The 26,218-nt window shown below is 71.2% G+C and carries 20 protein-coding genes; 10 read left to right on the top strand and 10 right to left on the bottom strand.

Annotated elements, in window-relative coordinates:
* Window positions 1-187 precede the first annotated feature (187 nt).
* A complete protein-coding gene (locus MKK49_RS02810) occupies window positions 188-3,472 on the top strand; it encodes a DEAD/DEAH box helicase (RefSeq protein ID WP_244026544.1) in 3,285 nt (1,094 codons plus the stop codon).
* A gap of 635 nt (window positions 3,473-4,107) precedes the next feature.
* Window positions 4,108-6,300 (top strand): TonB-dependent siderophore receptor, encoded by a 2,193-nt coding sequence (locus MKK49_RS02815; protein WP_244026545.1) that lies wholly within the window; start codon window positions 4,108-4,110, stop codon window positions 6,298-6,300.
* A 191-nt stretch (window positions 6,301-6,491) separates the two neighbouring features.
* On the opposite strand, the gene MKK49_RS02820 is transcribed toward MKK49_RS02815, so the two are convergent.
* The 6 genes from MKK49_RS02820 to MKK49_RS02845 form a co-directional block, all read right to left on the bottom strand.
* A complete protein-coding gene (locus MKK49_RS02820) occupies window positions 6,492-6,791 on the bottom strand; it encodes a hypothetical protein (RefSeq protein ID WP_244026546.1) in 300 nt (99 codons plus the stop codon).
* A 139-nt stretch (window positions 6,792-6,930) separates the two neighbouring features.
* Window positions 6,931-7,755 (bottom strand): 3-methyl-2-oxobutanoate hydroxymethyltransferase, encoded by an 825-nt coding sequence (panB, locus tag MKK49_RS02825; RefSeq protein ID WP_244026547.1) that lies wholly within the window; start codon window positions 7,753-7,755, stop codon window positions 6,931-6,933.
* Window positions 7,756-8,080: 325 nt separating this feature from the next.
* On the bottom strand, window positions 8,081-8,266 hold the full coding sequence (locus tag MKK49_RS02830) for a hypothetical protein (protein ID WP_056090721.1): 186 nt from the start codon (window positions 8,264-8,266) through the stop codon (window positions 8,081-8,083).
* 87 nt (window positions 8,267-8,353) lie between these two features.
* Window positions 8,354-8,941, bottom strand: a complete 588-nt coding sequence (locus MKK49_RS02835) for a rhodanese-like domain-containing protein (protein ID WP_244026548.1) — start codon at window positions 8,939-8,941, stop codon at window positions 8,354-8,356.
* A 14-nt stretch (window positions 8,942-8,955) separates the two neighbouring features.
* Window positions 8,956-9,786 (bottom strand): quinoprotein dehydrogenase-associated SoxYZ-like carrier, encoded by an 831-nt coding sequence (locus MKK49_RS02840; RefSeq protein ID WP_244026549.1) that lies wholly within the window; start codon window positions 9,784-9,786, stop codon window positions 8,956-8,958.
* Between the two features lie 35 nt (window positions 9,787-9,821).
* The gene (locus MKK49_RS02845) at window positions 9,822-10,808 is read right to left on the bottom strand and encodes a quinoprotein relay system zinc metallohydrolase 2 (protein WP_244026550.1); all 987 of its coding nucleotides are present in this window, start codon (window positions 10,806-10,808) and stop codon (window positions 9,822-9,824) included.
* A 104-nt stretch (window positions 10,809-10,912) separates the two neighbouring features.
* On the opposite strand from MKK49_RS02845, the gene MKK49_RS02850 reads away from it, so the two are divergent.
* Window positions 10,913-11,500 (top strand): TetR/AcrR family transcriptional regulator, encoded by a 588-nt coding sequence (locus tag MKK49_RS02850; protein WP_244026551.1) that lies wholly within the window; start codon window positions 10,913-10,915, stop codon window positions 11,498-11,500.
* 153 nt (window positions 11,501-11,653) lie between these two features.
* Here the strand turns inward: MKK49_RS02850 and MKK49_RS02855 are convergent, their stop codons facing one another.
* A complete protein-coding gene (locus tag MKK49_RS02855) occupies window positions 11,654-12,775 on the bottom strand; it encodes an aldo/keto reductase (protein WP_244026552.1) in 1,122 nt (373 codons plus the stop codon).
* A 96-nt stretch (window positions 12,776-12,871) separates the two neighbouring features.
* Between MKK49_RS02855 and MKK49_RS02860 the strand changes: the two genes are divergently transcribed.
* From MKK49_RS02860 to MKK49_RS02890, 7 genes are all read left to right on the top strand, one after another.
* Entirely contained in the window at window positions 12,872-13,765 is an 894-nt protein-coding gene (locus MKK49_RS02860; protein ID WP_244026553.1) for a LysR family transcriptional regulator, read from the top strand.
* 549 nt (window positions 13,766-14,314) lie between these two features.
* On the top strand, window positions 14,315-15,313 hold the full coding sequence (locus MKK49_RS02865; RefSeq protein ID WP_244026554.1) for a CobW family GTP-binding protein: 999 nt from the start codon (window positions 14,315-14,317) through the stop codon (window positions 15,311-15,313).
* Between the two features lie 192 nt (window positions 15,314-15,505).
* Window positions 15,506-15,922 (top strand): hypothetical protein, encoded by a 417-nt coding sequence (locus MKK49_RS02870; protein ID WP_244026555.1) that lies wholly within the window; start codon window positions 15,506-15,508, stop codon window positions 15,920-15,922.
* Window positions 15,923-16,025: 103 nt separating this feature from the next.
* Complete coding sequence (gene rnhA, locus MKK49_RS02875; RefSeq protein WP_244026556.1) at window positions 16,026-16,784, top strand: ribonuclease HI; 759 nt, start codon at window positions 16,026-16,028, stop codon at window positions 16,782-16,784.
* Window positions 16,781-17,362: a DNA-3-methyladenine glycosylase gene (locus MKK49_RS02880; RefSeq protein WP_409565009.1), complete on the top strand. Its 582-nt coding sequence runs from the start codon at window positions 16,781-16,783 to the stop codon at window positions 17,360-17,362. The genes rnhA and MKK49_RS02880 overlap by 4 nt, the downstream gene beginning before the upstream one ends.
* A 176-nt stretch (window positions 17,363-17,538) precedes the next feature.
* Window positions 17,539-22,380 carry an NAD-glutamate dehydrogenase gene (locus tag MKK49_RS02885; RefSeq protein WP_244026557.1) on the top strand — a complete coding sequence of 1,614 codons (4,842 nt, stop codon included), beginning with the start codon at window positions 17,539-17,541 and terminating at the stop codon, window positions 22,378-22,380.
* Window positions 22,381-22,445: 65 nt separating this feature from the next.
* A complete protein-coding gene (locus MKK49_RS02890) occupies window positions 22,446-23,897 on the top strand; it encodes a phospholipase D-like domain-containing protein (RefSeq protein WP_244026558.1) in 1,452 nt (483 codons plus the stop codon).
* On the opposite strand, the gene MKK49_RS02895 is transcribed toward MKK49_RS02890, so the two are convergent.
* The 3 genes from MKK49_RS02895 to MKK49_RS02905 all read right to left on the bottom strand — a co-directional run bounded on the left by MKK49_RS02895 (window position 23,788) and on the right by MKK49_RS02905 (window position 26,210).
* Complete coding sequence (locus MKK49_RS02895; protein ID WP_244026559.1) at window positions 23,788-24,600, bottom strand: endonuclease/exonuclease/phosphatase family protein; 813 nt, start codon at window positions 24,598-24,600, stop codon at window positions 23,788-23,790. The genes MKK49_RS02890 and MKK49_RS02895 overlap by 110 nt on opposite strands.
* Before the next feature lie 60 nt (window positions 24,601-24,660).
* On the bottom strand, window positions 24,661-25,569 hold the full coding sequence (gene mepA / locus MKK49_RS02900) for a penicillin-insensitive murein endopeptidase (RefSeq protein ID WP_244026596.1): 909 nt from the start codon (window positions 25,567-25,569) through the stop codon (window positions 24,661-24,663).
* 98 nt (window positions 25,570-25,667) lie between these two features.
* Window positions 25,668-26,210 carry a hypothetical protein gene (locus MKK49_RS02905; RefSeq protein WP_244026560.1) on the bottom strand — a complete coding sequence of 181 codons (543 nt, stop codon included), beginning with the start codon at window positions 26,208-26,210 and terminating at the stop codon, window positions 25,668-25,670.
* Window positions 26,211-26,218: the final 8 nt, after the last annotated feature.

Raw genomic sequence — 26,218 nt, forward strand, 5'->3', positions numbered from 1 at the left:
AGCTTAAAGCCCAACCGTTCCCGAGTTCAAAGGGCTTGTTCCCGAGTTCAAAGAGCTTGCGGCACCATCACGCAAACAGGCTTCGAGCCTGCGGCAAACAGGGGACAAGCCGATTCGGCCGGGAGCCCGGCGCGGGCCGGCGCGTTCCTCCAGCCCAGACAAGAACAACAGGGCGGACGCATCCTCGATGGCAAAGCGCAGGACCAGGACGACCCCCGCCCACCGCGATTCCGACGTCGCTCCCCTCGTGCCCACGGGCGCCCTGGCGGTGGCCCTCCTCGACCGCGAAGCCGATGCCCGCCCCCTCGTCCACATCGCCCGCGAGCGCCACCGCCTCGGGGCGCTGGCCGACATCCTGCGGGCCCTGGCGCCGGAGCGCAGCGTCGCGATCTACCCGGAATGGGACTGCCTGCCCTTCGACCGCGCCTCGCCGTCGCGGGGCACCATGGGGACCCGCACGGGCGTCCTGCGCTGGCTCACGGACGCGGCGAACCTGCCCGACATCGTGCTCACCACCGCCCCGGCCCTGATCCAGCGGGTGCCGCCGCCGGAGACCTGGGCCGACGCCCATATGGAGATCCGCGTCGGCGACCGCCTCGACCCGCAGGCGCTGACCGCGGACCTGCAGCGCCTCGGCTACATCGTCGACGACCGGGTCGACGAGCCCGGCGAGGTCGCCGTGCGCGGCCGCACCGTCGAGGTCTTTCCCGCCGCCGCCGAACGGCCGTGCCGGATCGAGCACGACGAGGCCCGCGTCACCGCGATCCGTGCCTACGATCCCGTGTCCCAGCGCTCGCTCGCCGAGGTCGACGTCCTCGTCATCGATTCCGCCACCGAGATCGTGCTGGCCCGCGACACCGACGTGACCCTGCGCCCGTTCACGGGCCAGGAGCACGACCTGCCCCGTCTCTATCGACACCTCGTGACGCCCCTCGACTACGTGCCGGGCGCCCGCCTCGTCGTCGAGGCCGGGGCCGAGGAGCGGGCCGCCGCCTTCTTCGAGCAGATCGCGGAAGGGCGCGACGGCGCCGGGCGTGCGGCCCCCCTGCCCTATGAACTCTACCTCACGCCCGAGGCCTGGACGGCCCTGCAGGGCGAGCGCCCCGTCACCACGGCCTCGGCCGCCGATGCCGACGCCGTGGCCATGCCGGCCTTCGTGCGGAAGGCCCGCCCCGGCCCGGCCTTCGCCGAAGCGTTGCGCGGGCACGTCGCGACGGGCGAGCGCGTGCTGCTCACGGGACCTTCCGAGGCCCTGCCGCGCCTCGTGCGCGCCGCCGAGAAGGCCCTCGGCCGCAAGGCGCGCACGGTGAAGGACTGGTCGGAGGTGGTGCGCGCGCCGTCCGGCGAGGTGCTTGTGCTGGCGGCCCCCATCGAGGCCGGGTTCCGGGTGCCCGATCAGGGCATCGCCGTGATCGCGGCGGCGGACCTCTTCGGCAGCAAGGCCGTGGCGGCGAGCGGCGGCCAGACGGCGATCCTGCCCATGGGCGAGGTCGACCTGCGGGTGGGCGATGTCGCCATCGACCGCGACCACGGCCTGTGCGTGTTCGAGGGCCTGGAATCCGTCGCCACGGGCGCGGGTGCGGAGGACGCCCTGCGCCTGCGCTTCGCCGGCGACGCCGTGCTGATGGTCCCCGTGAGTCAGGCCGACCGGATCTGGCGCTACGGCTCCGAGCCCGACGCCGTCACCCTCGACCGCCTCGATGGCGGTTCGTGGGGGCGCCGGCGCCTCGAGACGGAAGCCACCCTCGCCAAAGCGGCCCGGCAGATGCTGACGGACACCGAGGCGCGCCGCGCGGTCCGGTCCCCCGTCCTCGCGGCGTCGACGCGCGAGATGGAGCGCTTCGCCGCCGGCTTCGGCTTCAACCTCACCGCCGATCAGGCGAGCGCCGTGGACGGCGCCCTGGCCGACCTCGCCTCCGGCCGGCCCATGGACCGCCTCGTCTGCGGCGATGTCGGGTTCGGCAAGACCGAGGTGGCGCTCCGCGCCGTGGCGGCCGCCGTGTTCGCCGGCAAGCAGGTCGCCGTGGTGGCGCCCACCACCGTGCTGGTCCGCCAGCACGTCCAGACCTTCCAGCGCCGCTTTGCCCGCTTCGGCATCGAGGTCGCCCACCTCTCGCGCCTCGTCTCCCCGGCGGAGGCGAAGCGCGTGAAGGCGGGGCTCGCCGACGGCTCGATCCGCCTCGTCGTCGGCACGCAAGGGCTGGCCGCCAAGGGCGTGAGCTTCGCCGATCTCGGCCTCATGGTCATCGACGAGGAGCAGCGCTTCGGGGCCAAGCTGAAGCAGAGCCTACGCCGCGCCGCCGGCGACGGCCACGTGATGACGCTGACCGCGACCCCGATCCCCCGCACCCTGCAATCGGCCCTCGTCGGCCTGCAATCGCTCAGCGTCATCGCGACGCCCCCGAGCGTGCGCCAGCCGATCCGCACGGTGATCATGCCGTTCGACGACGGCGCCGTCCGGGCCGCGCTGATGCGCGAGCACCGCCGCGGCGGCCAGAGCTTCGTCGTGTGTCCGCGCGTCGAGGACATCGCCCCCATGGCGAAGCGCCTGGCCAGCCTCGTGCCCGAACTCGAAACCATGATCGCCCACGGCGACCTCAAGGCCGACGCGATGGACGACGTCATGGTGCGCTTCGCCGACGGCGAGGGCGACGTGCTGCTCGCCACCACCATAATCGAGAGCGGCCTCGACGTGCCCCGCGCCAACACCATGCTGGTGTGGGAGGCCGAACGCTTCGGTCTCGCCCAGCTTCACCAGCTGCGCGGCCGGGTCGGACGTGGCCAGCGCCGGGGCGTGACCTACCTCCTGAGCCGCCCCGAGAAGCCGCTGCCGCCGGCCACGGAGAAGCGCCTGCGCACCCTGGAGGCCCTCGACCGCCTGGGTGCCGGCTTCGCCATCTCCGCCCGCGACCTGGATCTCCGCGGGGCCGGCGACCTCGTCGGCGAGAACCAGGCCGGCCACGTCAAGCTCATCGGGCTCGGTCTCTACCAGCACCTGCTCCAGCTCGCCCTGCGGGCGGCCAAGGGCGAGTCCGCCGACGACTGGACGCCGGAGATCCGCCTCGGCCTCGCCGGGAGCGTGCCCGCCGACTACGTGCCGGAGCCCGAACTGCGCCTGAGCCTCTACACGAGGCTCCTGCGCCTGCGGTCCCTGGACGAGGTCGAAGCCCTTCGCGGCGAGGTCGAGGACCGGTTCGGCCCCCTGCCCGAGGCCGTGGCCGACCTCGTCACCCTCGCCCGCCTGCGGGTGGGCTGCTGCGCCCTGGGCATCGCGCGCCTGAGCGGCGGCCCCCAGGGTCTGGCGGCCGACCTGCACCCCGAGGCCCCCGCCCTCCTCGTGCCGGTCTCCGACGGCCTCGTGCTCAAGGACCGCCGCGTGCTCCTGCGGCGCGGCAGCGACTGCCCGGCCGAGCGCGGCCGCCTCGCCGTCGGCTTCCTCGAACACCTGAGCGAGGCCCGCCGGCGGAGCTGAGCGGAACGCCCGGCGCCGCACCCCGCCCCGCCGGGCTCTTCGCATGCCCCTGGCCCGGGGCCCAATCGCGGATGAACCACGACGGGATTCGTCTCCTTCCGGGCTACGGCATTCGCCCATCGCGCGGGCAGCACGGGTCCCCTCTCCTGGAAGGAGAGGGACAGGGTGAGGTGTGCGAACTCTCCGAACAGGTCCCACACCTCACCCCAACCCTCTCCTTCCAGGAGAGGGGGCCTGTCGTGACGGTTCGAAGCGCTTTGCTTCGCGTTTGAGCGCCGGGAAAACCCATCTGCGATCGCCCTGCCTGGAAGGAGAGGGGGCCTGTCGCGACGGTTCGAAGCGCTGTGCTTCGCTGTGCGAACACCGAGAAAACGTATCCGCGAGCACCCTGGCCCCGGGCCCGGAGTCTTCCGAATCCGAAATCTTTTGTTGCGTCCGAGGCCTTCTGTGCCCGAGCGGCCACGGTCGTCGACAGATGATCGGAATGCCCTTGCGCGGGCCCCGGACGGCGACTACCGATCGCGTAAAGCTGTTTCATTACAGTAGTTTACGATTATTCTAAACAGCGTCTCGCGCCGACCTCCGCATGCCCGTGCGAGGCCGCGGTCGCTTGCCTGCGCGATGGAGACTCCGCCATGTCCGCTTCCTCGATGGGATGCCTGCCCCCCGCCCGCCTCGCTCTGGCGGGCGTCTCCCTCCTCGTCCTCGCGGGCGCGGCTCAAGGCCAGCAGAGCGCCGTCACCCTGGAAACCCTGAGCGTCGAGGGCAGCGGAGTCGGCGCCGGCGGCGGCGGCGCGCCCGGCCGGAGCCAGCCCGAGACGGCGCGGGGACCCGTGCCCGGCTACGTCGCCAGCCGCAGCGCCACGGCGACGAAGACCGACACGCCCATCATCCGCACGCCGCAATCCATCAGCGTCGTGGGCGCCCAGCAGATCGAGGCGCAGCGCTCGCAGACGATCTCGGAGGCGGTGCGCTACACGCCGGGCATCTACGCCAATCAGTTCGGCCCCGACACGCGCCTCGACTGGTTCCTCATCCGCGGCTTCTCGGCCACGGAGACGGGCCTGTTTCGCGATGGGCTCCAGCTGTTCCAGACCTCGTTCGCGAACTACCGCATCGATCCGTTCGGCGCCGAGCGCATCGAGGTCCTGCGCGGGCCGGCCGCGACCCTGTTCGGCGGCTCGCCCGTGGGCGGCCTCGTCAACATCGTGTCGAAGCGCCCGACGACGGAGCCCCTGCACTACCTCGAACTCGGCGGCGGCTCGTTCAACCAGCGCTACGCCGCCTTCGACCTCGGCGGCCCCGCCGACAGTTCCGGCCACTGGTTCTACCGCCTGACGGGCAAGCTGCAGAACAGCGACGCCCAGGTCCGGTTCGCGCCCGAGGACCGCTACTACATCGCGCCGAGCTTCACCTATAAGCCCGATGGAGCCACCACCTTCACGGTGCTGACGAGCTTCCAGCGCGACGAGACCGGGGGCGCCGGCCAGTTCCTGCCCTATTCCGGCACCGTGCGCCCCAACGCCTCGGGCCTGCGCATCTCGCGGACCCTCAATGCCAGCGATCCGCTCGTCGACAGCTACACCCGCAACCAGGCCAATCTCGGCTACGAGTTCGAGCATCATTTCGACGACGTCTGGACGTTCCGCCAGAACTTCCGGTTCTCGTTCACGGAGGTGCGCGATTCTCGCTACGTCGGCAACGGCTACGCCAATGCCAGCGAGACCGAGCTCGCCCGCTACGGCTTCCTGACGACGCCGCGCGCCGGTCTGTTCACCGTCGACAACCAGGCGCAGGCCCGGTTCAGCGACGGATATTTCGGCCACACCGTGCTCATGGGCGTCGACTACAAGCGCTACAGCCTGTCGGACAACCAGGCGACGACCTTCCCGGTCCCGTCGCTGAACATCCTGTCGCCGCGCTACTTCCAGACCGCCGCGACCCCCCTGCCCTACCGCGTGATCAACCAGCAGCTCCAGCAAACCGGGCTTTACCTTCAAGACCAAGTCGCGCTCACCGACCGCCTGACCTTCCTCATCGGCGGCCGCCAGGACTTCGTGAGCAACGTCGTGCAGGACAAGCTGGTGCTGGCCAATTCCACGGTGCGGGACGAGACCGCCTTCACCGGCCGCCTCGGGCTCATCTACAACTTCGACAACGGCCTCGCGCCCTACGTGACCTACGGCACCTCGTTCAACCCGACGGCGGGCGTCGACGGCAACAACCGGCCGTTCAAGGCCGACAAGGGCGAGCAGATCGAGGTCGGCGCCAAGCTGCAGCCGGTCGGTTGGAACACCTTCTTCACCGTGGCGGCCTTCGACCTCGTGCGCTCGAACGTGCTGACGCCGAACCCGGCCAACGTCTTCACCAACCTGCAGATCGGCGCCGTGCGCTCGCGCGGCTTCGAGGCCTCGGCCACGGCCAACCTCGCCGAGGGACTGAACCTCGTGGCGTCCTACACGATCTATGGCCTGCGCACGATCGAGGGCACGAGCCTCGACCTCGGCCGGGTGCCGGTGGGCATCCCCGAGAACTTCGCCTCGCTCTGGGCCGACTACACGATCCCGGTCGGCGACTGGAAGGGCTTCGGCTTCGGCGGCGGGGTGAACTACGTCGGGCGCTCCTACGCCGACGTCGCCAACACCCTCACAGTGCCGGAATACGTCACCTTCGACGCGGTGGTGCATTACGAGCGCGACGGCTGGCGCGCGGCGGTCAACCTCCAGAACGCCGGCGACAAGCGCTTCGTCTCGTCGTGCTCGACCGCGACCGCCTGCTTCTACGGCACCCAGCGCCGGATCACCGCGAGCCTCGGCTACCGCTGGTGAAGCGAGCGGGGCGAGGGCTCGGGCCTTCGCTCCACGCGCCGTCGTCCGGAGACAGGGCGCCGAACGACGACAGCCGCGAAGGCGGGAGCCGGAGCCCACGATGGGACGCCGGAGCCCGCTTTCGCGGCTGTCGCATGAGCCGTTCGCGGCGTGGACCGGGCTCGCACCCGGTCTCGTTCGTCGCGAAAAGACTATTCGCAGACGCGGACGCGGCGGATGTGCTCGTCGCCGTAGGCGTCGATGTAGCCGCGGCGCTCCATGTGGCAGACCTCTTCCTCGACATAGACCGGGCGCGGCTCGCGGTAGACCGGGCGGCCGGGGTAGTAGCCGTTGTTCTGCGACGAGGCGATGGCACCCCCGATGGCGAGGCCGCCGAGGACGCCGAGGGCCGCCGCGCCGCCGGGACCGATGCCGTCGCGAGCCTGCGCCCCGGGCGTCATCGTGACGAGAAGGCTGCCGGCCATCGCCGCGCCGAGGAGGGTCCGCTTCATGACGTCGTGTCCTTTGATTCTCGAAACCGGGCTTCAGGTTCGAATCTGGGCACCGAACGGTTGATGAATGGTAAGCGGGCCCCGCCCGGCCGGGGCCGGTCCCGTGCGCCTCCGCACCCGGATCACGCCGGAGGGAGGTTCAAGCGGGCGGATAAGTGTGCTCGTCGGCGGGGAAGCGGCCGGCGCGGACCTCCTCGGCATAGGCCGCCACGGCGTCCTCGATCTGGGTGCGCAGGGATCCGAACTGCTTGACGAATTTCGGGACGCGGTCGCTGAGACCCAGCATGTCCTCGAGCACGAGGATCTGGCCGTCGCAGGCCGTGCTGGCGCCGATGCCGATGGTGGCCGCCGTGATCCCGGGCGCCGTGGCGATGGCCCGGGCCACGGGCTCGACGATGCCCTCCATGACGATGGCGAAGGCGCCGGCCTCGCTGATGGCGCGGGCGTCCGCCAGGAGACGCGCCTCGCCGTCGGCCTCGCGGCCCTGCACCTTGAAGCCCCCCATGGTGTTCACCGATTGGGGCGTCAGGCCGATATGGCCCATGACGGGCACGCCGCGCTCGACCAGGAAGGCCACGGTGTCGGCGAACTTCGCCCCGCCCTCCAGCTTGATGGCGCCCGCCCCCGTCTCCTTCAGGACGCGGGCGGCGTTGAGGAAGGCCTGCTCGCGGCTCGCCTCGTAGGAGCCGAACGGCATGTCGACCACGACGAGGGCGCGGGAGGTCCCCCGGATCACCGCCTGGGCCTGGACGATCATCATCTCCAGGGTCACCGGCAGGGTCGATTCCATGCCGTGCATCACCATGCCGAGCGAATCGCCGACGAGGATGAAATCGCAATGCGGGTCGAGGATGCCGGCCGTGTGGGCGTGGTAGGCCGTGAGCGCGATGATCTTGACGCCCGCCGCCTTGCGCTTGGCGAGATCGACGGCACGGATGCGGCGCGACTGGACAACTTGGGACATCGGACTCCACCGGGCTCGTCGCACCCGTCGGACGGGCGCGCGCGTTGGGTGGGCCTCTCATACACCCGTCCGCGGCAAAGCGCGCGTCCCTGCGCAAACAAAGCGCAGGGTCTGAAAGATGTCGTCGCTCGGAGTTACTTGTCTTGCACGGTGCCGCACCCGTTGCAGTGACGGCGATGGCGTCGCCGTCCGGCACTCTTCGGTGGGCGTTCCCTCCCTAGACTTGGGGCGCCGTGTGCGCGCCTTTCTTCCGCCACAACCCGGCCGGTGTCAACCGCGAACGCGCGCGCCGTGACATCGGGGCCGATGCGGAGGGGGACGCGCCTCAATCGAGGTCCATCGCGCGCTCGAACGCGGCGGCGCTCGATTCCTGGCCCTTCGGATCGATCACGAGGATCTCCTTGAAGCCGCGCCGCGCCAGCTCCCAGGTCTTCTCCAGGGCCTGGTCGGCGGTCCCGCACGCGAAGGTCGCGGCCCGTCCGAGGTGATCGTTCGCCTTGACCTTGTACAATCCGGTCTCCTGTCTGTCCGGGACCGGCTATACGCCAGCCGGCGGCCGCGCGCGAGCGGTCCGATCCGCGACGGGATTCCGGGTCCCTCAGCGCTGCGCCGCGCCGGAGGCTCGCCCGGCCCAGGCCGGGTCCTCCTTCACCACCGCCGTCTCGTGGCGCTCCTGCCAGCCCTCGATGCCCGTGGGGAACCAGTGCACGCCGGTGTAGCCGGCCTGGACGAGGCGCTTGCCGGCGTTCCAGCTGCCCCAGCAATCGGGATGGCAGAAGGTGACGACGGCCCGGGATTTGTCGCCCCCCGTCAGGTCCGCGACGCGTTCGAGGAACAGGGCCTCGTGCGCGGGGTCGAGGGGGGCGGCCCCGGCATTCGGCATCCAGACGGCGCCCGGCACCGTGCGGTGGGCCGGCAGCCACGGCTTGTCGGCGGCCATGCCGGCGGGGCGCCGGTCGGCCAGCGCCACGTCGATCAGCACGGGCCGGGCCTCGGCCACCACCCGGTCGAGGCCGTCGATGTCGAGGACGGTCGCGCCCGTCAGGGTCGGCGGCGTGTAGCCCTGCTGCGGGCCGGTGTGGAACCCCTCGGGCTCGGGCACGTCGACGGGCGAATCGGCCGGCGCCGCCGCCATGGTCCCGGCGGCGAGGAGGGCGGCGGCGGCGAGGCGAACGAGGGGGATCATGCCGGACCTCACCCTCAGTTGCTCGGGCTCGGCACCGGGAAGCTGTGCTCCCAGCGGCCGTTCTGGTTGTCCGAGGCCACCACCGTCACCGGGGCCTTGCCCTCGGGCAGGAAGGCGAAGTTGATCACCGGATTCGACGCGATGGAGATGTCGCCGTCGAGCGTCAGGATGTTGCGCGCGCCTTGCGAGACCACGACCTTCTGGATGTAGCGCGCCGGGGTGTAGTCCCGGGTGACCTGGTTCATCTGCATGCCGGAAAAGTTCGGATGGCGGATCATCAGGGTCGCCTCCGTGGACTTGGACCCGGGCGCGCCTTCGGAAAACTTCATCCGCATGTCGCCCATGCCCTTCATGGCCTCCTCGTCGCTCATGCCCATGGGGGCCGAGCAGCCGCCCGACGCCTTCACGAACTTCGCCGTCTCGAACAGCGCGCCGTCCTTCGTCCGCACCACGGCGTGGACGTTGGTGTAGTTGTTCACCCGGACCCGGAGCTTGATCTCGCCCGGATCGGCGGCGGGGCCGAAGGTGATGTTGGCGGCATAGGGCGACGGGTTGTCGTCGATCACCAGGGACACGCCGGCGATCCGGTCCTTCTCCGGCATGGTGAGGGTGATCGGCACCAGGGCGGCGTCCAGGGCGCGAGCCGGGGCATCGACCTGGATCAGGGTGTCGGTGGGCGTCACGGTCGTGTCGCCGAAGATCGAGGTGCGGATCTCGTTCCAGCGGGCGAGGCGCTCGGCATCGGTGTCCGAGGCGCCGGCGGCGAGAACGGGTCCGGCGAACAGGGCGGCGGCGGGCAGCGCGGCGGCGAGCGACAGGGCGAGGGCGGCGGTGAACGGCTTCATGGCGTGTCTCCTCTGTAAATCCATATGGGGCGGGATCACTCCCATTCGAGTTCCTTGAAGGCCTGGGTCACGTTGCGGCCGTTGTAGAGGTCGAACAGGGCCCACTTGCCGGCCTCGGACCGGCCGATGCTGGCGACCGCCTTCTCGATGGGCATGTCGGAGGCCAGCGCCTTGCGGGTCTCGTCGCGCAGGGTGCCGAGGTAGCGGGTGAGGTCGGCGAGGGCGGGCGCGAACGCCACCAGGGTCGGGCCGTGGCCCGGCACGGCCTTCGCCGCCCCCATGGCTTTGAGCACCTCCGCCTCCTTGAGCCAGCCGACGAGGCTGCCGTCGAGGGACGGGATGCGGGTGACGAACAGGAGGTCGGCGGGAAACAGGATTCCGGAGGCCGAATCCCGCATGGAGAGGTCGCAGTTGGTGTGCGCCGTCCCGTGGGCGTGGAAGGTCAGGCGACGTCCGCCGAGATCGACCTCCGCCCCGTCCGCGACCTCCAGGGTCGGATACACCACCCGCCCGGCCTTCTCCGCTCCGAGGATCTCGACGAGGCGCGTGCGGTAGTATTCGCCGCGGGCGTCGAGGGCCGAACGCAGGGCGTGGTGGCCGACGAACACGGGCTTGTCCGCTTCGAACGCCTCGGCCCCGAAGCAATGGTCCGGATGGACGTGGGTGAGCACCACGTGGCTGATCGGCTTGTCCGTGCGCTGCTTGATCTGCCCGCGCAGCCACTGCCCATCGGCCAGACTGCCGCCGGATTCGGTGACGAGCACCGAGCGCTCGCCGACGACGAAGCCGATATTGGCGATGGCGTCGTTGTTCTCCGGCGTCGCCTCGGCGTCGGGCCCGCGCCGGATGAAGATGCCGGGTCCGACCTCGTCCATCGCGAAGCCCTCGGCCGAGCGTCCGAGGGTCGGCAGGCAGCACAGGCACAGGCCGCCGAACAGGGACAGACCACCGAGCAGGGCCCCGCGCCGGGCCGGCCGGAGCCCCCGCCCATCGCGCCGCCAGAGGCCTTCATGGGCCACCATACCGGACGTCCTCCGCTTGTTTTCTTGCCTACCATTTAGTAGGTAGATTTCTGCCGCCGTCAACGGCACATTTTCTTGAACACGTCCCTCGGACCCGCTCCACCATGAGAGACACCCGCGCGGAACTGCTCCTGCAGGCCGAGACTCTGGTCCGGGGCCGGGGCTATTCGGGCTTCAGCTACGGCGACCTCGCCGCCCTGGTGGGCATCCGCAAGGCGAGCATCCACCACCACTTCCCGACGAAGGCCAGCCTCGCCCTGGCCCTCGTCGCCGCCTACGATGCCCGCTACGACGCGGCCCTCGACGCCATCCTGGCGCAACCGGACGCCGTGGGGCGGATCGAGGCCTACGGCCGGCTCTATCTCGGCGGCGTCGCGGACGATCTCGGCTGCCTCTGCGCGGTGCTGGCGGTGGAGCGCGACACCCTGCCCGACGCCCTGCGGACCGCCATCGTCCGGTTCTTCGACAAGCACATCGCCTGGCTCGAACGCGTGCTGGCCGACGGGCTCCGCGACGGCAGCGTGCGGGCCGACGTGGTCCCCGCCGCCTCGGCCCGGCTGGTGGTGGCGACCCTGGAAGGCGCGCTTCTCCTGGAACGCGTGCTCGCCGGCACGACGGGATTCCGGGAGACCCTCGGCGCCCTGTGCGACGCCCTGCGGCCGGCCCGTGTGGGCCGGGTGGTGAAACCCTGACGGATGGCCCCCACCCGAAGCGTTCGAGAGGGGTGGGTTTTCGTTGGTCTGCTTTCGGGGGAGGCCGAAAGTTGCCGCGCGGGAAACGTTACCGAGTTGGCGGACGTGGAGGCTGCGTACGCCCGGGACCGAGTGGGCGAAGCAGGATTGTCCTCAGGCCATCTCGCCCGGCGCCTGAACGCGCGCGCCGCCGAACACGACGGCTTGCCGCAACGGCGGTCGCGATAGGCCGTAGATCAGGCGCGGCTCCGCCGGTGCGCTGATTGCATCCAGCGCTGCGCGATGCTCCGCAGAGAGCACGACATCGAGCGCGGCGATGTTGTCGGCCACCTGTGCCGGCCGGCTCACCCCCATCAGCGTCGAGGCCACGCCCGATCGTCCGATCACCCAGGCGAGCGCGACGCGCGCCGGCGATTGCCCGATGGCCTCCGACACCCGGCGCACCTCTTCGACGATGGTCCAGTTGCGCGGCGTGAACAGGCTGTCACCGAACGGATTGGACCCGTCGAGCCGCTTGTCGTCGGCGGATCGCATCTCGCCCGACTGCGCCGCATCCTTCGGCAGGCCGCCCGCACGCGGACCCGCCGCTTCCACCGTCGCGCGGTCGTATTTACCGCTCAGCAGCCCGTAGGCGAGCGGCGACCATGGCACCACGCCCATGCCGAACTCGGCGGCGAGCGGGATGTGCTCGTCCTCCACCTCCCGGTTCACGAGCGCGTAGAAGTACTGCAGCGCGATCGGCCCCGGCAGCCCACGCATTGCGGCCAGCGTCGCGAGCTTGGCAACGTACCAGGCGGGCGTGTTCGACAGGCCCCAATAGCGAACCTTCCCGGCGCGCACGAGACCGGCCATGGTCTCCAGCAATTCCTCGGCTGGCGTGACTCCGTCCCAGACATGCACCCAGTAGAGATCGATGTAGTCGGTCTGCAGGCGGCGCAGCGAGCCTTCCAGCGCCGCGTGGACGTGTTTGGCACCGTTGCCGCCCGCGTGCGGCCCGTTGCCCATGGCGAACCCCGACTTTGTCGCGAGGACGATCCTGTCGCGCAAACCGCGCTCGCTGACAAAGCGCCCGAGCATCGCCTCGCCCTCCCCACCCGCGTACACGTCGGCCGTGTCCACGAAGTTGCCGCCCCGCTCCAGATAGGCCTCGAACACGGCACGGCTGCCGGCCTCGTCCAGGCCCCAGCGCGCTGTGCCGAAGGTCATGGTGCCGAGCGCGAGCGGACTGACCGCAAGGCCGGAGCGGCCGAGCGTGCGGTAGTGGGTGAGGTCCATTGTTGCATATCCCTGCTGATCTCACACAGGATAGCGCCGCCATTCGTGGGGGATTAGCCCATATCATCCGCAAGGGCTTATGAGCGGAATGCAGGAATGCGACGGGGCACACTCGACGATCTAGCGGCCTTCGCAATGGTGGCGCGCACCCGCAGCTTCACGCGTGCGGCGGCCGAACTCGGCTTGTCTCCGTCAGCGCTCAGCCACGCCGTGCGGGGGCTGGAGGAACGTATCGGCATCCGGCTGCTCGCGCGCACTACGCGCAGCGTCGCTCCGACGCCGGCGGGCGAGCGGCTCATGCGTTCGCTGGCCCCGGCGCTTGCGGAGGTCGAGTGCGGGCTTGCCGCGCTCGCCGACTGGCGAGGCGAGCCATCCGGGACGCTGCGGCTGACGACCTTCTCCTCGGCCGCGCGCCACGTGCTCGACCCCGTCCTGCCGCGCTTCCTGCTCGATCATCCGGCCGTCTCCATTGAGGTCGTCATCGACGATCGCCTGACCGACATCGTCGCGGATCGGTTCGATGCCGGCATCCGCTTCGGCGACACGGTGGAGCGCGATATGGTGTCCGTGCGCCTGGGGCCGGACCTGCGCACGGTGGTGATCGGCACACCCGCCTACTTCGCACGCCATCCACGGCCCGAGACGCCGGCCGACCTGGAGGCGCACAACTGCATCAACTACCGACTGGTCGGCGGCGGTGGATTGCTACCGTGGGAGTTCGCGCGCGACGGCCAGGAGGTGCGCGTTCGCGTGGGCGGCCAACTCACCGTCAACGATGCGGCCCTAGCAGGGGCAGCCGTGCGGGCCAGCGCCGGCCTCGGCTACATCCTGGAGGAGGATGCGGCAGCTGACATCGCAGCGGGCCACCTCGTGCAGGTTCTGACGGACTGGTGCACACCCTTTCCCGGTTATCACCTCTACCATCCGAGCCAGCAGGCGACCCCGGCGCTTCGTGCCCTGATCGACGCCGTGCGTTGGGTGGAGGCATGACCTGTTCAGTTCTGTCGCCGTCGAAGTTTCCGACAACCGCCTCGTAGCGGTCTCGCGACGCAGCGGTCCGACTGCTTTTCGGCAGTCGAGGGGATCGGTGGAACGACAAGTCGGATCGAAAGTGGCCTCGGCAGCGGGGTACCAAGCGTCGGATTTCCTCCACTCGCGGAGCCGCATAGCGCGCCGACAGCGCGGGTCCCAGCTCCAGGGCACGGACTTCACACGAAGGGGGTGCCACCCTCGCGCGCGCACTCACCCCTTTGCAGACGATCGCATTCACACATCTCGACGCGACGCGGCTCTCCTGCCTCCCGGGGAGGAGTTGGTGGTGGGATGGTGACCCTCGGTGTCCGCGGAGGGACCCGCCCGCGTGAGCCTGTCACCCTGCGGAGGCCGGCGGAGCCACCCCCCACCCCTGGCCCCTCCCCGCAAGGGGGAGGGGGAGGAACGCGCCAGCCAAAACCGAGCGGCCTTCCATCCCAAGGGGATGATACAATATAACACCCCGACACCCGGCCGCGTTCGCCCGGAAATTCGAAAAGAGCCGCCATGTCCGACAGCCCGACCCCCGACAGCCCGACCCCCGCCATGCAAAAAATCCCCGTGACCGTGCTCACGGGCTATCTCGGCGCCGGCAAGACCACGCTGCTCAACCGCATCCTCACGGAGAACCACGGCAAGCGCTACGCCGTGATCGTCAACGAGTTCGGCGAGATCGGCATCGACAACGACCTCGTCATCGGCGCCGACGAGGAAGTGTTCGAGATGAACAACGGCTGCGTCTGCTGCACCGTGCGCGGCGACCTCATCCGCATCATGGACGGGCTGGTGAAGCGGCGCGGCAAGTTCGATGCGATCATCGTCGAGACCACGGGGCTGGCCGACCCCGCCCCCGTGGCCCAGACCTTCTTCATCGACGAGGATGTCGGCGGGGCCGCCCGCCTCGACGCCGTGGTGACGGTGGCCGACGCCAAGTGGCTGACCGAGCGCCTCAAGGACGCGCCCGAGGCCAAGAACCAGATCGCCTTCGCGGACGTGATCCTGCTGAACAAGGCGGATCTGGTGGAGCCGGCCGACCTCGACCGCGTCGAGGGCCTGATCCGGTCGATCAACCCCTACGCCAAGGTTCACCGCACCAGCCGCTGCGACGTGCCCCTCGACCAGGTCCTCGACCGCAACGCCTTCGATCTCTCCCGCATCCTCGACATCGAGCCCGACTTCCTCGAGGAGGGCCACCATCACCACCACGACGACGAGATGCAGTCGGTCTCCGCCCGCATCGACGGCCCCGTCGACCCCGAAAAGTTCATGCCGTGGATCTCGACCCTGACCCAGGTCCAGGGTCCGGACATCCTGCGCTGCAAGGGCATCGTCGCCTTCCCGGAGGAGCCGCAGCGCTTCGTGTTCCAGGGCGTCCACCAGATCCTCGACGGCGACCTCCAGGGGCCGTGGAAAGACGGCGAGGCGCGGGTGTCGCGGGTGGTGTTCATCGGGCGCAAGCTCGACCCGGAGGCGATCCGCGCCGGCTTCCTCGACTGCGCCGCCTGAAAGCCCCGCCGGTGGCGCCCGGCCGACGGGCGTGACGGGCTGGGCACCGGCCCCGATTTGGTCACGGTGGGGCGCCACACGGGCCCTTCGAACCCGATGTCCCGCATCGGGACACGTCCGGCGACGCGCCCTCTTCGCGCCGCCTCGCCCCCGGGCGGACGCTGGCTGACCCCATCGGAGAGGTCCGAATCGATGAAGAAACGTGTTCTGGGCGCCCTCCTCGGTCTCCTGGCCTTGCCGGCGACCGTTCAGGCCGCCAGCAACACCGTCGTGGGCGTCGGCACGGGGGCGGTGGCCGGCGCCGTGGTCGGCGGTCCCATCGGGGCCGTGGTCGGCGCGGTGGTGGGCGGCGTCGTCGGCTCCAATTCCGAGCGCGCCCGCCCCCGCCGCGCCCGCCGGGCCAAGGTTTTGCGCTCACGGCGGCAGGCGGGGGTCGTCCGGGCGCGCCCCGTGACCGTGGCCGAGCGCGGCGCGGAGGCCCGCCGGCCGATCCCGGCCGCCGCGACGACGGGATCCGTGACGGCCCCGCGCCAGCCCGCCACCACGCAGCCTGCCAGCACCCGGCCAGCCACCACCCAGCCAGCCACCACGTGGCAGAATCCGCGCTGAGCCGACCGCACGGCCCCCGGGCGGGGTGCCGGACCGGGGGCGGCCCGTGCTATGGGCGGCGCCCGAAGCCAGACGGCCTCCCCCGGACCCGAGTGCGATCCCCATGCGAACCATCGTCTACGCCGACGGCGGATGCGATCCCAATCCCGGCCCCGGCGGCTGGGGGGTGGTGATCCAGGCCGAGACCGGCACCATCGAGCTCTGCGGCGGCGAGCGCTCCACCACCAACAACCGCATGGAGCTCACGGCGGCGATCAGCGCGCTGTCCCACTTCCCCGAGGGCGCCGCCATCGAGATGCGCTGCGACAGCCAGTACGTCATCAAGTCGGTGACGGAATGGATGAAGGGCTGGAAGGCCAAGGGCTGGCGCACCAGCACCGGCCCGGTCAAGAACGTCGACCTCATGCAGACCCTCGACACCCTGGCGGCCCGGCGCGACGTGCGCTGGACCTGGGTCCGCGGCCATACGGGCGAGGCCGGCAACGAACGCGCCGACCGCCTCGCCGCCCAGGGGCGCCGGGAGGCCCTGGCGGCCCCCGCCGGTTCGGCCTCCGGGACGACCGCGACCACGATCCCGGCTGTGACCTCGGCCGCGCCGATCCCGGGTTCGCCCGCCCCGGCCCGCCTCACCGGGACGGCGGCGCTGGCCGCCGCCATGGCGGCGCCCCCCCGCACCACGCCGATTCCCGTCGATCTGGCGCTCGGCCTCGACGTCGCCCGCGCCGCCAAGGCCGCCGGCCTGACGGCACCGGCCTTCGTCGAGGCGGCGATCCGCCTCGCCCTCCGCCTCGGCCCCGACGAATTCCTTCGCGCCCGCGAGGCGGCCGAAGGCACGGCCGCCAAAAGCACCAAGACCCCGTGACCGGGCCGGCGCTGCCGGCGGCGTTCTTCGCCCGGCCGGCGGCCCTGGTCGCCCGAGAGCTCGTCGGCTGCACCCTGCTGGTCGACGGGGTCGGCGGTCCCATCGTCGAGACCGAGGCCTACGATCCGACGGACCCGGCCTCGCACACCTTCAACGGGCCGACCCGGCGCAACGCCAGCATGTTCGGCCCGGCCGGCCACGCCTACGTCTATCGCTCCTACGGCCTGCACTGGTGCCTCAACCTCGTCTGCGAGCCGGGCAGCGCCGTGCTCCTGCGCGCCCTCGAGCCGCGTCACGCGCCGGCCCTGATGGCGGCGCGGCGCGGCCTCGACGATCCGTTCCGTCTCTGCGCCGGACCGGGCCGCCTGTGCCAGGCGCTGGCCGTGACGGACGCGCAGGACGGCGTTCCGCTGGACCGTGCGCCGTTCCGTCTGACCTCCGGCGCGCCGGACGGCGCCGTCGTCGCCGACCGCCGCATCGGCCTCACCCGCGGGGTCGAGACGCCGTGGCGCTTCCTCGTCGCGGGCTCGCGCTACGTCAGCCGGCCGGTCCGGCGCCCGCCCCGGCGGTTGGACTGACACCGCGGCCCCACCGTCACGCGGGGGCATACCGCGGCCGATTGAAACCGGTCCCCGACCCTGCGCATCATTCACCGCACCCGGCCAGGATCGGCCCGGTTCATCGCAGCCTCACGAACGACCGCCTGTCATGCGGACGTGCGAGGGTGGTTTGGCGCGCGAAAGGATCGAGGATCATGGGCAGCGAAGCAGCAACGGCCCTGGCCAGTGCCCAGGCGCGTTCGATCCGCGACGACCTCCTGACGGCGGCGGCCGCCATCGTGGATCGGCGCGACGGGCCGGGGGGCTTCGTGCGCGACCTGTTCGGGCGCGCCTCGCCGGAGGATCTCGCGCCCTACACACCGGAGGCCGTGGCCGACCTGGCGCTGGCCGCCCGCCAGCACCTGGCCACGCCGCGCAGGCCCGGCGCCCCGTCGGACCTGCGCCTGTCCGATCTGACCGTGGACCGCGACGGCCGGCCACGCGAACTCACCGTCATCGAGGTCGTCAACGACAACCGGCCGTTCCTCCTCGATTCGACGCTCGCCGAACTGACCGAGCAGGGGCTGACCCCGCACCTCGTCGCCCATCCGATCCTCGGCGTGGAGCGCGACGCGGACGGCGCCCTCGTGCGGGTGGTCGGCGAGACCACGGCGGACGCCCACGCCGCCTTCACGCGCGAGAGCTTCATCCATCTCCACCTCGACCGGCTCGATGCCGGCGAAGCCCGCGACCGCCTCGAAGCCGGCCTCGCGGCGGTGTTCCGCGATGTGGCCCGCGCCACCGACGACCACGACGCCATGGCCGAGCGCCTCGCCGCCCTGGCGCGGGACTACGCGACGGGACCGACATCCCTGCCCGAGGCCGAGGTGCGGGAAGCCCACGCCTTCCTCGAATGGCTGCGCGACGGTCATTTCACCCTGCTGGGACTCCGCGAATACGACCTCACCGGCGGAAGCCATGCGGTGGTGCCCGAGGCCAGCCTCGGGGTCCTGCGCGATCCCGCCGTGGAGGTCCTGCGGCGCGGAAGGACCCTCGCCGACGACACGCCCGAGATCCGTGCCTTCCTCGAAGAACCCCAGGCGCTCCTCGTCACCAAGGCGAGCGTGAAGTCGCGGGTCCACCGGGCGGCGCATCTCGACTATGTCGCGGTCAAGCTGTTTTCCGGGGACGGGTCGCTCTCGGGCGAGGTCCGCCTCGTCGGCCTGTTCACGGCCGCGGCCTACACGGCGCTGGCGCGCGAGGTCCCCTACCTTCGGGAGAAGGTCGCCGCTATCGTCGCCCGGGCCGGCCTCGATCCGACGAGCCATGCCGGGCGCAGCCTCCTCAACGTGCTGGAGACCTATCCCCGCGACGAGCTGTTCCAGATCGCCGTCGATCGGCTCTACCGCTTCACCCTCGCCATCGGCAGCCTCGCCGAGGGGCCGCGCATCCGCGTCCTGTCCCGGCCCGACCGCTTCGGCCGCTTCGTTTCGCTCCTCGTCTACGTGCCGAAGGACCGCTACGATTCGCAGGTCCGCCTCCGCATCGGCGCCCACCTCGCCAAGGAATACGGCGGCCGGCTCTCGGCAGCCTATCCGGACTTCCCCGAAGGCCCGCTGGCCCGCACCCACTACATCATCGGCCTGCCCGAGGACGGGGCCGCCGAGCGCGACCCCGCCGCCCTGGAGGCGGGCATCGGCGCCCTGGTGCGGACCTGGAGCGACGACCTGCGCCTTGCGCTCGCGGAGGCGATGCCCGGCCGGCAGGCACGGGCGCTCGCCGCCCGCTACACCGACGCGTTCTCGGCCGCGTATCGCGAAAACTTCGCGCCCGCCGTCGCCATCGCCGATATCGCCATCCTGGATGGCTTGAGCGAAACGCGCCCGCGCGCCGTGGATATCGGCCGGCGCGACACCGACCCCGCCCATCAGATCCGCCTCAAGGTGTTTTCGCGCGCCGCCGCCATCCCGCTGTCCGACCGGGTGCCCGTCCTGGAGAACCTCGGTTTCCGGGTGATCAACGAGCGGACCTACCGCGTCCGCACGGGCGACGGGCCGGACGCCGCGCAGGTCTGGCTTCACGACATGCTCCTGGAGCGCGCCACCGGAGCCGCCATCGACCGGGACCGGCTCGAAGCCCCCCTGGAAGCCGCGCTCCTCACCATCGCGGCCGGCGACGCGGAATCCGACGGCTACAACCGCCTCGTGCTGGAGGCCGACCTCGGCTGGCGCGATGTCGCCCTGCTGCGCGGCCTCGGACGCTACCTGCGACAGCTTCGGGTGCGCTACGGGCAGGACTACCTCGCCGCCACCCTCAGCCAACATCCCGCCATCGCCCGCCGGATCGTGGCCCTGTTTTATGCCCGCTTCGACCCGGCGGAACAGGACCACGCGGCCCGCGAAGCCGCCATCCGCGCCGAGATCGAGACGGCCCTGTCCGACGTCACCAGCCTCGACGAGGACCGCATCCTGCGCCGCTTCGTCAATCTCGTCGAAGCCGCCGTGCGAACCAACTTCTTCCAACGCCGGGATGATGGCGGGCTGCGCGAGACCATCGCCTTCAAGTTCGCCTGCGCCAAGGTGAACGGCATGCCCCTGCCGCGCCCGTTCTTCGAGATCTTCGTCTACGCGCCACGCCTGGAGGGCGTGCACCTGCGCTACGGCTACGTGGCGCGCGGCGGCCTGCGCTGGTCCGACCGGCCGGAGGATTTTCGCACCGAGATCCTGGGTCTGGTCAAGGCCCAGCAAGTCAAGAACGCCGTCATCGTGCCGGTCGGCGCCAAGGGCGGCTTCTTCCCCAAGCGCCTGCCGCCTGCCTCCGACCGCGAGGCTTGGCTGGCGGAAGGGACCGAGAGCTACCGCGTCTTCATCCGCACCCTGCTGGAACTCACCGACAACATCGTCGACGACGCGATCCGGCCGCCCGCCGACACGGTGCGCCACGACACCGACGACGCCTACCTCGTGGTGGCGGCCGACAAGGGCACCGCCACCTTCTCGGACATCGCCAACGCCCTCTCCCTGGAGCGCGGCCACTGGCTCGGCGACGCCTTCGCCTCGGGCGGCAGCCAGGGCTACGACCACAAGCGCATGGGCATCACCGCGCGCGGCGCCTGGGAGGCGGTCAAGCGCCATTTTCGCGAGATGGATGTCGACGTCCAGGCCGATCCGGTCACCGTCGCGGGCGTCGGCGACATGTCGGGCGACGTGTTCGGCAACGGCATGCTGCTGTCGCGGAGCCTCAGGCTCGTCGCGGCCTTCGACCACCGCGACATCTTCCTCGACCCCGCGCCCGATCCGGCCACGAGCTTCGCCGAGCGCCAGCGCCTGTTCGACCTCGGACGCTCGAGCTGGCGCGACTACGACACCGGGCTGATCTCAACCGGCGGCGGCGTGTTTTCCCGCAGCCTGAAGACGATTCCCCTCTCGCCCGAGATCCAGGCCGTGCTCGGTTTCGAGCGCGCCGAGGCGACGCCGGCCGAGGTGATGCAGGCGATCCTGAAGGCCCCCGTCGACCTCCTTTGGTTCGGCGGCATCGGCACCTATGTCCGGGCCGGGTCCGAGACCGACGAGGAGGCCGGCGACCGGGCCAACGACGCCGTGCGCATCACCGGCTCGATCCTGCGCGCCAAGGTGGTGGGCGAGGGCGCCAATCTCGGCCTGACCCAGCGCGGGCGCATCGAGGCGGCGCGCGCCGGGGTTCGCCTCAACACCGACGCCATCGACAATTCTGCCGGGGTGAACACCTCCGACGTCGAGGTGAACATCAAGATCGCCCTGATGACGCCCGAGCGCGACGGACGCCTCGACGCGACCGCCCGCAACGCCCTGCTGGCGGCCATGACCGACGAGGTCGCTGCCCTGGTCCTGCGCAACAACGAACTGCAGACCCTGGCCCTGTCCCTGGCCCTGCGCCGGGGGGTGGGCGAGACCGGCTTCGCGGTCCGCACCCTCCAGGCCCTCGAAGCCGAGGGGCGCCTCGACCGGGCCGTGGAGTTCCTGCCCGACGATGCGGCCATCGCCGAGCGCATGCGCCGGGGCGAAGGACTGACCCGGCCGGAATACGCCGTGGTGCTGGCCTACGCCAAGCTCTCGCTCTACGACGCGATCCTGGCGAGCCCCGTGCCGAACGACCCGTATTTCGACCGCGAATTGCAGCGCTACTTTCCGCAAGCCCTGCGCAATCAGTTCCCCGACGCGGTGAAGGGCCACCGCCTGCGCCGCGAGATCATCGCCACGGCGCTCTCCAACATCATCGTCAACCGGGGTGGCCCCTCCCTCGTCACCCGACTCATCGACGAGACCGGGGCGGATGCGGCGACCATCGCCAAGGCCTACGCGGTGACCCGCGACGCCTTCGGCCTGATGGAACTGAATCTCGCCATCGACCGCCTCGCCGGCGCCGTGGGGGGACAAGCCCAGCTCGACCTCTACGCCGACGTGCAGGACCTGCTCACCGGCCGTATCGTGTGGTTCATCCGCAACCTCGACCTCTCCGGCAGCGTCGCCCCCCTGGTGGCGCGGTATCGCGAGGGCATCGCCGCCGTGATGACCGCACTCCCCGACATCCTGAGCCCGGAGGCGATGGAGGCGCTCGACGCCCGACAGGCGGAGCTCACCGGACACGGCCTGCCCCCCGACGCCGCCCGGCGCCTCGCCTCCCTGGCGGCGCTGGCCGCCGGCCCGGACATCGTCCGGGTGGCCGAGGATGGCGGGCAGCCGGTGGCCGGTATCGCGGCGACGCACTTCGCCATCGCCCGTCACTTCGGCCTCGACGATCTCGTCACCGCCGCGCGAAAGGTCCCGGTGGACGATACCTTCGACCGCGTCGCCCTGGAACGTGCGGTCTCGGGCATCTCCACCGCCCACCGCCGGCTCACGGCGGAGGTGGTGGCCGATGTCGGCGCGGGACCGGACGCCGTCGAGGCCTGGATCGCCGCGCGGGGTCCGGCCCTTGCCCGCATCCGGAAGGCCGTCGATGCCATCGCGGCCTCGGGCCTGACCGTATCCAAGGCAACCGTGGCGGCGAGCCTGCTGGCCGATCTCGCCCGGCCCTGACCGGGCGGTTGGTGCGGCCGCTCGTTTCTCGTATCCAACGCCCTCGCGCAGGATAAGGAGCGGCGTTGGAACAGGCCCTGTTGAGATGGATCGGCGACGTACTGTCGATCCGGTCCGAAGTGTTCACCGCCCTGGGGCTCGCCCTCTCCTTCGTCGTGACCGTGCACGTGCTCCTGCGCAAGCGCGAGGTCGGGGGCGCCATCGGCTGGATCGGCCTCGCCTGGCTCTCTCCGGTGTTCGGGGCCGGGCTCTACGCCCTGTTCGGAGTCAACCGGGTGACGCGCCGGGCGCACAAGCTGCGTATCCGGCCGACGCAACAGGCCGGCTCCGCCGTCTCGCCCGACGACGTCCTCACGCCCCCGCCCCTGCCCGAGGCCTTCCGGCCCCTCGACCACGCCGTGCGGCAGATCACGCGGCTGCCCCTGCGGCCGAGCAACGCCGTCACCCTGTTTCGCAACGGCGACGCCGCCTATCCGGTGATGCTGGCCGCCATCGCGGCGGCGCGGACCTCCGTGGCGCTCTCGAGCTATATCTTCCGCGACGACGCGACGGGCCGCGCCTTCTGCGACGCCCTGGCGGCGGCGAAGGCGCGCGGGGTCTCCGTCCGGGTGATCATCGACGGTATCGGCGGCGGCTATTTCCTGCCCGGAATCACCCGGCGCCTGCACCGGGCGGGCGTGCCCGTGGGCCGGTTCATGCACTCGGCCCTGCCCTGGCGCATGCCGTTCCTCAACATGCGCTCCCACAAGAAGCTTCTCATCGTCGATGGCCGGACCGCCTTCACGGGCGGCCTCAACATCGCCGACGGGAACCGGGTGGCCGAGGCGCCGCCGCATCCCATCCGCGACACGCATTTCCGGCTCGATGGGCCGGTGGTGGATCAACTGACGGCGGCGTTCGCCAGCGACTGGATCTTCGTCATGGGCGAGGACCTCGCCGGCGAGGACTGGTTCCCGAGCCTCACGCCGGCCGGCTCCATCCCGGCGCGGGTCGTGACCTCGGGGCCGGACGCGGACTTGCGCAAGATCGAGCTCGTCATCCTCCAGGCCGTGGCCTGCGCCACGCACAGCATCCGCCTCTCGACGCCCTACTTCCTGCCCAACGAAGTCCTCACCAGCGCCCTGTGCCTCGCCGCCAATCGCGGTATCCGCGTCGACGTCATCATTCCGAAAGTCAGCGACCATCGCTTCGTGGATTGGGCGACGCGGGCGCACGTGGAGCCGCTCCTGCGCAACGGCGTCCGGATCTGGCTCGACGCGCCGCCCTTCGACCATTCGAAACTCCTCGTCGTCGACGAGACGTGGTGCTTCATCGGGTCCGCCAACTGGGACATGCGCAGCTTTCGCCTCAACTTCGAGGTCAACGTCGAGCTCTACGATCCGCGCCTCGCCGCGGAGCTCGACGCCGTCATGCGCGCGAAGATGGAGGTTCGCCTGACACGCGAGCATCTGGCGGCCCGCGCCTTGCCCGTCCGGCTGCGCGACGCAGGCGTCCGACTAGCGCTGCCATACCTGTGAGGTTGGCCGCCGGGCCGCGCGCCGGCACGGGGCTCGGCGCGAGATGGACGATGATGGGGCGGTGATCCGAGGGGCCGCGCGGCAGCACGGTGCAGGCGTGGCAGGTGAGCCCCCGCACGAGGCAGCGGTCGAGGCGCAAGGGGACGAGCCGCGCCATGGCATGGGTCGGCAGGCGCGGGCCGACATCGCGGAACCCGGCGAGCAGGGGCGGACCGACGAGGTTGTAATCGCCGATCACCGCCGCGCAGTCCGGCAGGCTCTCGGCGATCCGGCGCAGCTGGCGCCGATTGAGCACCTGTCCGTGGGAGAGGTGGACGTTGGCGACCCCGAACCCGCCGAGATCGAGAATCTGGCAGACGCGGTCGAACATGGCACCGGATGGCAGTTCGATGACCACCGGAGGGGCGATGAACGGTGTCGGGCTCCACAGGGCCGGCCCGTGGATGCGGCCCGGCAGGGGCGCCCAGGCGTAATCTCCGCCGAGCCTGTCCTTCAGCCCGGCGATCTCCTTCGTCGCCTCCTGCATCAGCACGAGGTCGGGCTTCTCGCGCTCGATCAAGGTGGCCAGCGCCGCGACGTTGGCGCCCGTGCGCCGCAGGAGGTTCCAGCTGAGGATCTTTCGCAGGCCTGGCCGATCGACCACCGGGTTCGGATGGTCGGGGCGGCGCAGGGCGCGCTGCGCGAGGCGGCGATCGTTGAGCATGGCGCCTTAACTGGACCGGACGATGGATTTGGAAAGGCCGCCGCCCGGGCGCCCGAGGGTTCAGCGTGCCTTGAGCACCGCCCGGCACGCCGCCGGCAGGGCCGCCATGGTCATCGGCGGCCGGGGCTTGCCGGGCTTCGTCGATTTCGGCGGATTTAGAACCGCGTCGCTGAACCAGTAGGCGAGTTCCTCGCCGCAGCCGTCACCGCCGGGCGGCGGAGCCTGATCGCCGCACTGGTCCTGCCCCGCCGGGCACGCGAGGCGGATATGGTAATGGTAGTTGTGCCCGTACATGGGCCGCACCTTCGAGAGCCAGGCGCGGTCGCCCCCGGCTTCCCGGCACAGGGCCTTCTTGATCGCCGGGTTGACGAACAGGCGCGCCACCTCGGGCTGCTGCGCCGTGAGGCGGATGAGCTTCAGGTGCTCGGGCGCCCACACCGCGGGGTCGATGTCGAGGCGGTCGGCCCGCACCACGTTGGTGGCCGAGGTCTCCTCGCGCTCGCGCCGGCTCATGCGGTGGTCCGGCATTGGGGTCAGCCAGATATCGGCGTCGAGGCCGAGCTGGTGCGAGGCGTGCCCCGTGAGCATCGGGCCGCCGCGCGGCTGCGACATGTCGCCGACGAGGAGGCCGGGCCAGCCGACGCGCGGCGCCTTGGCGGCCAGCCGCTCGAGGAAGTCCACCAAGGGCGGGGTGCCCCACATGCGGTTGCGCGACAGGCGCATCACCTGCCAGGTCGGCCCGTCGACGGCGAGCGCCTCGCCGCCGGAGAAGCAGCCCTTGGCGTAGGAGCCGTAGGCGTGGGCCGGCCCCGGCGCCGGCGACGTCGCCCGGCCGAACAAAGCCTTGGCGGGGGTGCCGGGCGCATCCGGGTCGGCCAGCGGCGGCAGGGGTTTCGGGTCGAGACTGCCCCGATCCTGGGCCTGCGCGGCCGTGCCGAGGGCGAGGACCGCGAGGGTGGCGAAGCGGATCGGGCGGAGGGACCGGCGAAGGGACAGGGGCTTACGCTCCGGGCGCGGGGAGGAAGGAGGGGCTGATGAGGCTAGCCCATCGGCGACCGCCGCGCGACCTACTCGGCGGGGGCGACGGCGATACGGATTGTATCGGCCTTGGCCCCGCTCACCACGATGGTGATGGGGACGGCTCCGAGCTGGAAGCGCACGCTCTTGGCGACGACCCGGCACCCCGGCCGCATGGTGTGGGCCACGGGCGAACGCGTGGTCTTGCCGTCCTGGCTGACGTCGATCCAGGCGCCGTCGGACAGGGTGACCTGATACAGGCCCGGCGTGACCGGGGCCGGAACGGTCAGGACGCCGCCATAGGTGCCGGGCTTCGCCTCGCGCGAGGGCGGGAAGGGTGGCGCGACCTCCGCCTGCGGCTTCAGACCGAGAAGAGCGCCGGGCATCCCCACGGGCAAGGCGCCGCCGCTCGCCACCTGCGGCAGGCCGGGCGCCGCGAACCAGGCCTGCTCGCGCAGGAGCGACCAGTCGAAGCCGGTGCAGGCGGCCGGATCGGCCGGAACTCCTGGAGCAGCTTCGGCTGAACGGGCCGGCTCCTGCGCCTCGGCATCGGCCGCGAGGAGAAGGGCCGCGACGGCGGCGAGGATACGCATCCGCTTCA

The sequence above is a fragment of the Methylobacterium sp. J-090 genome (genome assembly GCF_022829345.1).
Taxonomy (GTDB): domain Bacteria; phylum Pseudomonadota; class Alphaproteobacteria; order Rhizobiales; family Beijerinckiaceae; genus Methylobacterium.

Coding starts and splice junctions, on each gene's coding strand:
- MKK49_RS02810 (WP_244026544.1), top strand. CDS start 188: ATGGCAAAGCGCAGGACCAGGACGACCCCCGCCCACCGCGATTCCGAC.
- MKK49_RS02815 (WP_244026545.1), top strand. CDS start 4,108: ATGTCCGCTTCCTCGATGGGATGCCTGCCCCCCGCCCGCCTCGCTCTG.
- MKK49_RS02820 (WP_244026546.1), bottom strand. CDS start 6,791: ATGAAGCGGACCCTCCTCGGCGCGGCGATGGCCGGCAGCCTTCTCGTC.
- panB (WP_244026547.1), bottom strand. CDS start 7,755: ATGTCCCAAGTTGTCCAGTCGCGCCGCATCCGTGCCGTCGATCTCGCC.
- MKK49_RS02835 (WP_244026548.1), bottom strand. CDS start 8,941: ATGATCCCCCTCGTTCGCCTCGCCGCCGCCGCCCTCCTCGCCGCCGGG.
- MKK49_RS02840 (WP_244026549.1), bottom strand. CDS start 9,786: ATGAAGCCGTTCACCGCCGCCCTCGCCCTGTCGCTCGCCGCCGCGCTG.
- MKK49_RS02845 (WP_244026550.1), bottom strand. CDS start 10,808: ATGGTGGCCCATGAAGGCCTCTGGCGGCGCGATGGGCGGGGGCTCCGG.
- MKK49_RS02850 (WP_244026551.1), top strand. CDS start 10,913: ATGAGAGACACCCGCGCGGAACTGCTCCTGCAGGCCGAGACTCTGGTC.
- MKK49_RS02855 (WP_244026552.1), bottom strand. CDS start 12,775: ATGGACCTCACCCACTACCGCACGCTCGGCCGCTCCGGCCTTGCGGTC.
- MKK49_RS02860 (WP_244026553.1), top strand. CDS start 12,872: ATGCGACGGGGCACACTCGACGATCTAGCGGCCTTCGCAATGGTGGCG.
- MKK49_RS02865 (WP_244026554.1), top strand. CDS start 14,315: ATGTCCGACAGCCCGACCCCCGACAGCCCGACCCCCGCCATGCAAAAA.
- MKK49_RS02870 (WP_244026555.1), top strand. CDS start 15,506: ATGAAGAAACGTGTTCTGGGCGCCCTCCTCGGTCTCCTGGCCTTGCCG.
- rnhA (WP_244026556.1), top strand. CDS start 16,026: ATGCGAACCATCGTCTACGCCGACGGCGGATGCGATCCCAATCCCGGC.
- MKK49_RS02885 (WP_244026557.1), top strand. CDS start 17,539: ATGGGCAGCGAAGCAGCAACGGCCCTGGCCAGTGCCCAGGCGCGTTCG.
- MKK49_RS02895 (WP_244026559.1), bottom strand. CDS start 24,600: ATGCTCAACGATCGCCGCCTCGCGCAGCGCGCCCTGCGCCGCCCCGAC.
- MKK49_RS02905 (WP_244026560.1), bottom strand. CDS start 26,210: ATGCGTATCCTCGCCGCCGTCGCGGCCCTTCTCCTCGCGGCCGATGCC.